Here is a 7,824-nt window from a genome sequence, read left to right on the forward strand (position 1 = left end):
CGCGGCCAAGCCTGCGTCAGTGGCCAAGGCGCGTACCGCCTCGACGCGCGGGTCTGCAGGCAAGCCGCGCGCAAAGCGCTGAGCGCGCGACACCTGGATGCCTGCGTCGCCGCGCTGCGGTCGCAGGCATCGCAGGGTGGGGGCAGGGCAAGGCAACATGCCTAGATAAGAATCGTTATCATTATCGGCCCAGATGTGCCCGCCAGTGCGCATCGTCCCGCTGAAGATCCCGATGACCCCACTGCCTGCGCCTCGCCATCTGTTGTTCGTGTCCCTGTTTGCCGCCATGCCGGCCGCTGCCCAGGAAGCCAGCCTGCTCGATGCCATCGTGGTGAGCGAGCGGCGTGCCCTGTACCGGCCGGAAAAAGCCGCCGGCGCCACCCGCACGCAGACCCCGGTGGAGCGCATTCCGCAGGCGATCCAGGTGGTGCCGCGCTCGGTCATCGACGAGCAGCAGCTCACCCGGCTGGTGGATGTGGTGGCCAATGTCTCCAACGTGCAGCCCGGCGGCACCCAGGGCAACCGCTCGGAAACCTTCGTCATCCGCGGCTTCGACGCGTCCTCGTACGCGGTCGACGGCATCCTGCTCAACCCGGCGCAGAATTTCACCGAGACCGTGCGCGACCTAGCCAATGTCGCCCAGGTGGAAGTGCTCAAGGGCCCGGCCGCGGTGCTGTACGGACGCGGCGAACCCGGCGGGGTGATCAATCTGGTCACGCTGCGCCCGGATGCGGTGTTCGGAGGCAATGCGTCGCTGCAGCTGGCCGAACACGGCCTGCGCCGCGTGCAGTCCAGCGTCACCGGCCCGCTGAGCCCGACCCTGTCTGCCCGCGTCAGCGCCGCCGGGCAGCAGACCGGCAGCTTTCGCAATGCGCAGGCCGATGGCGACCGCGTGTTCTTCTCGCCCTCGCTGGCGTGGCGCCCCAATGCGCAGCTGCGTGCCGATCTGGATCTGGATTACACCCGCCAGACCAGCCCGGGCGACCGCGGTCTGGTTGCCATCGACGGGGTGGTGCGCGGCCCGGCGGAGCGCAGTTTCGGCGAGCCGTGGTCGCGCAATCACGGTACTTCGCGCACCGCACGCGGGCGCATCGAATATGAGGCAAACGATTGGCTGACGCTGCGCCAGATCCTCAATCACCAGAACGGCGACAGCGGTCGCGACGTGGCCGACTTCACTGGTTTCAGCGCCGACCGCGCCTTCCTGCAGCGCCGCGCCGTGCGCCAGGACCAGCAGGTGCGCGCAACGACGTCGCAGACCGAAGCGCTGGCGCGTTTTGCCACCGGCCCGCTGCGTCATCAGGTGCTGGCCGGCGCCGAATACGTCGATGCGCATCGCCACACCGACGAAGCGCGCGCACCGCTGGCCCGCATCAGCGTGCGCAACCCGGTGCAGGGCGCGTTGCCGGGCACCTATGTGCCGGCCCGCGCGATCGATGTCGATGCGCGCTATGCCGCGCTGTATGTGCAGGACCAGATCAGCATCGGCGAGCGTTGGGACGTGCTGGCCGGTGTGCGTTGGGACGACGTGCAGCAGACCACCATCGACAACGGCGCGCGCACCCGCGAAGACGGCCGACGCGCCTCGCCGCGCATCGGGGTGGTGTGGAAGGCCGCGCCGCAGCTGTCGCTGTACGCCAATACCTCCACGTCGTTCCGGCCGCGCAGCGCCACGCTGTTTGCCGGCGGCAGCGCACCGCCGGAGACCGGCCGCCAGTACGAGCTCGGCCTGAAAAGCGCGCTGTTCGACAACCGCGTGCTCGCCACCGCCGCCGCGTTCCAGATCACCAAGGACAACGTCGCCACCAGCGATCCGGACAACAGCGGCTTCGTGCTGGTCACCGGCCAGCAGCGCGTGCGCGGCGTCGAGTTGGACATCACCGGTGAGCTCACCCGGAACTGGCGGCTGATCCTGGGCGCCGGCTATCTGGATGCGCAGGTCACCCGCGACACCGTCATCCCGGTCGGCAACCGCCTGCGCGGCGTGCCGCGGGTCAGCGCCAGTCTGTGGAGCACCTATCACGTCGCCAGCGGGCCGCTGTACGGCCTGACCCTGGGCGCCGGCGCGGTGCATGTGGGCGAGCGCGAAGGAGATCTCGCCAACAGCTATCGCATTGCCGGCTACACGCGCTTCGATGCCTCGGCGGCCTACCGTTTCGGCGGCCGCTATCAACTGGCGCTGATGCTGCGCAATGTCGCCAACCGTTTCTACATCGAGCAACCGGTGACGCAGACCACCAACTATCCGGGCGCACCGCGCACCTTGTCGGCCACGTTGAGTCTGGAGTTCTAAACACGATTGCCGCTTTGCCGTGGCCGATGACGCGCGGATGCAGTATTGCCTTACATAGCGAAAAAACGCCTCTCGTTTTTGCATGCGGCCTCAGTGCAGCAGATCCCAGCCCATCTTGCTGATCAGCACGATCACCAGCACCAGGAACAACGTGCGGATCAGCGGCGTGCCACCGCGCAGCGCCATCCGCGTGCCCGCCACAGCGCCGGCCACGTTCGCCATTGCCATCGGAATGCCCAGCGCCAGCATCACCTGGCCGCTGGGCAGAAAAAACGACAGCGCTGCCAGGTTGGTGGCCAGGTTCACCACCTTGGCTGCGGCCGAGGCGCGCAGAAAGTCCAGTCCGAAAAAGCGGATGAACAGGAAGATCAGGAAACTGCCGGTACCGGGCCCGAAGAACCCGTCGTAGAACCCGATTGCCGCGCCCATCGCTAAGGCCGTGATCAACTCGCGTCGACCGATCTGGCGCGGACGATGCAGCGCACCGAAGTCCTTCTTGATCAGCGTGTAGATCAGCATCGCGATCAGCAACACCAGGATCAGCGGCCGCACCGCCTGCTTGGGCATCAGGCTGACCGCCGTCGCACCCAGAAACGAAAACGTAAACGCCGCCACCGTCGCGTACAGCACCGGCCGCCACGGAAAGCGCACAGTGCGCGCATACCGCCACGCCGACGCACCGGTGCCGAACATCGCGCTGAACTTGTTGGTCCCCAGGATCAGCGACGGCGGCTGCTGCGGCAGCGTGGCAAACAAGCCCGGCAACTGGATCAACCCACCACCACCAACCGCCGCATCCACCAACCCGGCAACGAAGGCGATGCACAACAGCCACGGCAATTCGGTAGGAATCAACTCCAGCAAGGCGGTGCTCCGCACGACGGGGGCGACAGCATAAACCCGTAGAAACCCGCCTCCTGCCTCCTGCCTCCTGCCTCCTGCCTCCCAATCCCAAATCCCAAATCCCATCCAGCACAATCCCCAAATGCCAACCTCCACACACACCGATCCCTGTCCCTGCGGCCGCGCCGCCACCTACGCGCAGTGCTGCGGGCACTACCACGCCGGCGCCGCCGCGCCCGATGCCGAAACCCTGATGCGTGCGCGCTACAGCGCCTACGTCCGCCGCGATGTGGCGTACCTGCTCGCCAGCTGGCATCCGTCCACGCGCCCACCCGAGCTGTCGCTGGACGAGGGCGGCCGCACCACCTGGCTCGGCCTGACCGTGCAACGCGCCATCCAGACCGGTACCGACACCGCCGAAGTGGCGTTCCTGGCCCGCTACCGCATCGGCGGCGGCAGCGCGGTGCGCATGACCGAACACAGCCGCTTCGTGCGCGAAGACGGCCGCTGGTACTACCTCGACGCGCGCTGAGCACGGCCCGGCACTGTCGCTGCCGGGACACCACCGGGACGCGGCAGGGTCTAACGCTCGTCGGCACCTGCGTGCCGGCACCGCGCCGCTGCGGCCGCGGCCCTGGACGCTGCGGCCGATATCGGCCTGCCGGGCCGCCACCGGCCCTCGGTAACGTCGGTAGTCGGTCGTACTAGTGGGCGAAGGCGTGCAGGCCGCCGTCCACGGCAATCACCTCACCGGTCAGATAGCGTGCAAGTGGCGAGGCCAGATAGGCGACCAGATGAGCGATGTCGTCGGGTTCGCCGAAGTAGCCGATCGGCACATGGCGCGCGATGAAGGCCTGGCGCGCTTCCGGCGTGGGATGGAGCTTGTCCAGCACTTGTTCGGAGTTGATGCGTCCCGGTGCGATGGTATTGACCGTGATGCCCTCGGCCGCCAGCTGCGAGGCCATTCCCTTGGCCCAGGACTGCAGCGCTGCCTTCGCCGCGCCGGCGCCGTTGACCTCGCGGGGCTCCATGCTGCCGCTGAAGTTGATGATCCTGCCCCAGCGCCGGTGGCGCATGCCGGGCAGCAGGGCCTGGGCCATGCGCCGGGCACTGCCGAAGTTGAACGCGAAGGCTTCGTCCCAGTCCGCATCGCTGGCCTCCACCGTAAAAGGGCGTGCGCCACCGGCGGTATTGACCAGGATCTCGATCCGGCCCAGCGCCTGGCTGGCATCCCGGGCGATGCGCGTGATCTCGGTCGCGCTGGTGATGTCGCCGGGGATCACCAGCGGGCGCGGGTGACCCCGTGCCGCGATGTCGCTGGCCAGCTGCTCCAGCCTGTCGGCGCGGCGCGCGGTGATCGCCAGCTGTACCCCCTCGGCCGCCAGCACGCGGGCGATGCCGGCGCCGATTCCGGTGCTGGCGCCGGTCACCAGTGCCGTGTGTTCACGCAATTGCAGATCCATCGACAACGTCCGTCTGAGTGAGTGCCCAGCCTGATCCGTTATCGAGCCGCGATAAACGCCGTTATCCTGCATTGATTGGAAACCAGGAGTGTTGAATGGATCTGCTGGACAGCATGCAGGTGTTCGTCCGCGTGGTGGACGGCGGCAGCCTCGCCGCGGCGGCGCAAGCGCATGGCATTTCCCCGACCATGGCTGGCAACCACCTGCGCGCCCTGGAGCAACGCCTCGGTCTGCAGTTGCTGGTGCGGACCACGCGACGGCAGCGATTGACCGCGTTTGGCGAGGCCTACTACGGGCGTTGCCGGGAGATTCTTGAGCTTGTCGCCGATACACAGGTGCAGGCCGACGGTCAGCGCCTGGAACCGGCCGGGCCGCTGCGGGTCGCCGCGCCGGTGTCGTTCGGAACCTATGGGCTCACGCCGGTGCTTGGCGAGTATCTGCAGCGCCATCCCCAGGTGAGCCTGGATCTGCAGCTCAGCGATCGGCTGCAGGATCTGGTCGACGAGGGCATCGATGTAGCCGTCCGCATCGGGGCGCTGGGCGAGTCCTCGCTGGTGGCGCGCGCGCTGCAGCCCTATCGCCTGTGGTGCTGCGCGACGCCGGCCTATCTGCACCGCAACGGTACCCCGCAACGGCTTGCCGAGCTGGCCGGGCACCAATGCCTGGGGATGGATGCCAGGGCGCTCGGCCAGTGGCAGGACTACACCGGCGAGCGAATCGGCCCGCTGTCGCGCGCGCAGTTGCATCTCACCAGCGGCCCGGCCTTGCATCTGGCGGCCTTGCAGGGCCTGGGCATCGTGCTGCAGCCGGCGTTCCTGTTGCGTGCCGACGTGGAAGCGGGCCGGCTGGTGCGGCTGTTTCAGGACCGGGAGCTGCACCGTCCACTAAGCGTGCTTTATCCCCAAACCCGCTGGCGCTCGGTCACGGTACGCAGCTTCGTCGATTTCCTGCTGGAGCGGTTTGCCTGAAGCCGCCGGGCGTCAGACGGACCCTGTGGCAACGCGCGTTGCCGGAGCCTGGCTGGTGCGGCGAGCGTTCGGGGCGATCAATGCGCCGCGTTGCTGCTGCAATCACGCGGGCTGTCTCTATCGCCCGCGTGATCTAACGCGATAGCCGGCACCCCGTTCGTTCCGACGAACGGCAGGCACGGCCGTGCTTTCTCGACGCCACGTTCGCAGCCGATCCCGGAAGCTTGCCGCCTCGGCGGAGCTCGCCGCGGGGCGGACACGATGATGGCAACCTTCAATCTCTGGCAGTGGGTGCTTGTGGCCATCGTGGTGTTCGCGATCGTGCTGCCGGCGTGCCTGGCCACGGCACTGATCTGGTTCGGCCCCCGCCACGACGCCCCGCGCAGGGCGCGCGCCCGACGTATGTCCGACACCAGCCCCTCCAGCCCGGCGTTGTCGCTGCTGACCGGCATCACCGGCGACGGCAGCTAGGCGCGGCGATCGACGCCGCTGGGTTGCCGCGGCGTCTTCGCCAGGCAGGCCTGATCGATGCCACTCCATCGGCACGCGACATCATTCTCTGACTCGCGCCACACGACCTCTGCGCCGTGCCCATCGCGCTGAAAAGCGTGCGCACCGCACAGTCACCTCTGCGTGTCGCTGCCGACCAGCGCAGCGCACGATGCCGTCGCAACATCACGACCTGCACGCCTGCAACCAGCCAGGTTGGCTATCCTCGGCGGCTCGGCCTGCCGCAGGAGCTCCACCGCATGACCTCCGTCCACACGCCGGCCATCGCGCCGTGATGCCGACCCGGCGCGTCCTGCCTGCGCTGTTGGCGCTGGCGCCGCTGGTCGCCTGCGCCGATCCGGCCTTCGACCGCTGCCTGGCCGGCCTGCAGACTCAGGCTGCCGCCAAGGGCGTGGACGCCGCCGGTTTTCAGCGCTTTACCGCCGGCCTGGCGCCCGATCCCAGTGTCTTGCCGCTGCTGGACGCACAGCCGGAGTTCACCACGCCCATCTGGGATTACCTGGCCAGCCTGGTCGACAGCCAGCGCGTCACCGACGGCCAGGCCATGCTGGTCACCCACCGCGACTTGCTCGCCCGCCTGTCCGAGCAGACCGGCGTCGACCCGGCCACCATCGTGGCGGTCTGGGGCGTGGAGAGCGACTACGGCCGCGTCACCGGCAAGCGCCCGCTGCTGGTGTCGCTGGCCACGCTGTCGTGCGAAGGCCGTCGCCAGCCGTTCTTCCGCGGCGAGTTCCTGGCCTTGCTCAGCCTGTTGCAACGCGGCGACCTGTCGCCGGATGGCCTGACCGGCTCCTGGGCCGGTGCCTTCGGGCAAACCCAGTTCATGCCCTCGACCTACGCGCGCATCGCAGTGGACGGCGACGGCGACGGCCGCCGCGATCTGGTCGCCAGCATCCCCGATGCGCTGGCCTCCACCGCCAACTATCTGGTCAAGGCCGGCTGGGAGCGGGCCCGCCCGTGGGGCATGGAAGTCACCCTGCCGCGCGGTTTCGACGCCAGCAAGGCCGGCCGCACCCGCCGCCAACCGTTGCAGGCCTGGCAGGCCGCCGGCCTGCTCGGTAGCGACGGCAAGCCGCTCGCCCCGACCGGGTTGCCCGCCGAGACGCCTGCCGCGCTACTGCTGCCGGCCGGCGCCACCGGCCCGGCGTTTCTGGTGTTCCGCAACTACGACGCGATCTACGCCTACAACGCCGCCGAAAGCTACGCGTTGTCGATCGCGTTGCTGGCCGACCGCCTGCGCGGCGGCCCCGGCCTGCTCGCCGCCTGGCCGACCGACGACCCCGGCCTGGGCCGCCCGGAACGCCGCGACCTGCAACAGCTGCTGCTGGCCCGCGGCTACCAGATCGGCGAAGCCGACGGCATGGTCGGCAGCGCCACCCGCCGTGCCATCCAGGTCGAGCAGACCCGGCTGGGCCTGCAGCCGGCCGATGGCCGCCCCGGCCAGCGCATCCTCGCCGCCCTGCGCGCCGCGTCGCCGCTCACCGGCATGGCCGCCGTGCGCGGCACCGCCTTCAAGCTGCCGGCCGCCTATCCCGCATTCGCCCAATCTCCCATCGTCCACAAGGCATCCCCCATGTCCGACACCACCGGCCTGAGCACAGGCGACTTCCACGGTTTCCCGTCGCTGCTGATCGACACCCCGTTCTCCACCGCCGCCATCAGCCTGTTCGGCGGCCAGTTGCTGTCGTTCGTGCCCAAAGGCGGCCAGGACGTGATGTGGCTGTCGCCGCTCGCCAAGCAGCCGCCC

The 7,824-nt window shown here is 69.0% G+C and carries 7 protein-coding genes; 5 read left to right on the forward strand and 2 right to left on the reverse strand.

Features of this window, described 5'->3' with window-relative positions; translation table 11 throughout:
• Positions 1-232 precede the first annotated feature (232 nt).
• Positions 233-2,293 carry a TonB-dependent siderophore receptor gene (locus Y887_RS15190; protein WP_046965149.1) on the forward strand — a complete coding sequence of 687 codons (2,061 nt, stop codon included), beginning with the start codon at positions 233-235 and terminating at the stop codon, positions 2,291-2,293.
• 90 nt (positions 2,294-2,383) lie between these two features.
• Here Y887_RS15190 and Y887_RS15195 read toward each other — a convergent pair whose 3' ends face one another.
• Positions 2,384-3,157 carry a sulfite exporter TauE/SafE family protein gene (locus Y887_RS15195; protein ID WP_181113305.1) on the reverse strand — a complete coding sequence of 258 codons (774 nt, stop codon included), beginning with the start codon at positions 3,155-3,157 and terminating at the stop codon, positions 2,384-2,386.
• Positions 3,158-3,278: 121 nt separating this feature from the next.
• Here Y887_RS15195 and Y887_RS15200 point away from each other — a divergent pair, with 121 nt between their 5' ends.
• Positions 3,279-3,668, forward strand: a complete 390-nt coding sequence (locus Y887_RS15200) for a YchJ family protein (protein WP_046965142.1) — start codon at positions 3,279-3,281, stop codon at positions 3,666-3,668.
• 172 nt (positions 3,669-3,840) lie between these two features.
• Here Y887_RS15200 and Y887_RS15205 read toward each other — a convergent pair whose 3' ends face one another.
• Positions 3,841-4,671 (reverse strand): SDR family NAD(P)-dependent oxidoreductase, encoded by an 831-nt coding sequence (locus Y887_RS15205; RefSeq protein WP_248827423.1) that lies wholly within the window; start codon positions 4,669-4,671, stop codon positions 3,841-3,843.
• 23 nt (positions 4,672-4,694) lie between these two features.
• Here Y887_RS15205 and Y887_RS15210 point away from each other — a divergent pair, with 23 nt between their 5' ends.
• The 3 genes from Y887_RS15210 to Y887_RS15220 all read left to right on the forward strand — a co-directional run.
• On the forward strand, positions 4,695-5,567 hold the full coding sequence (locus Y887_RS15210) for a LysR family transcriptional regulator (RefSeq protein ID WP_046965144.1): 873 nt from the start codon (positions 4,695-4,697) through the stop codon (positions 5,565-5,567).
• 264 nt (positions 5,568-5,831) lie between these two features.
• Positions 5,832-6,038, forward strand: coding sequence for a hypothetical protein (locus Y887_RS15215; protein ID WP_039518438.1), 207 nt, complete (start codon positions 5,832-5,834; stop codon positions 6,036-6,038).
• Between the two features lie 313 nt (positions 6,039-6,351).
• A partial coding sequence (locus Y887_RS15220; protein WP_046965145.1) for a lytic murein transglycosylase occupies positions 6,352-7,824 on the forward strand: 1,473 nt, incomplete at its 3' end.

This window comes from Xanthomonas pisi DSM 18956 (genome assembly GCF_001010415.1).
In the GTDB taxonomy this organism is placed as follows: domain Bacteria; phylum Pseudomonadota; class Gammaproteobacteria; order Xanthomonadales; family Xanthomonadaceae; genus Xanthomonas; species Xanthomonas pisi.

Coding starts and splice junctions, on each gene's coding strand:
- Y887_RS15205 (WP_248827423.1), bottom strand. CDS start 4,671: ATGCAGGATAACGGCGTTTATCGCGGCTCGATAACGGATCAGGCTGGG.
- Y887_RS15210 (WP_046965144.1), top strand. CDS start 4,695: ATGGATCTGCTGGACAGCATGCAGGTGTTCGTCCGCGTGGTGGACGGC.
- Y887_RS15215 (WP_039518438.1), top strand. CDS start 5,832: ATGGCAACCTTCAATCTCTGGCAGTGGGTGCTTGTGGCCATCGTGGTG.
- Y887_RS15200 (WP_046965142.1), top strand. CDS start 3,279: ATGCCAACCTCCACACACACCGATCCCTGTCCCTGCGGCCGCGCCGCC.
- Y887_RS15190 (WP_046965149.1), top strand. CDS start 233: ATGACCCCACTGCCTGCGCCTCGCCATCTGTTGTTCGTGTCCCTGTTT.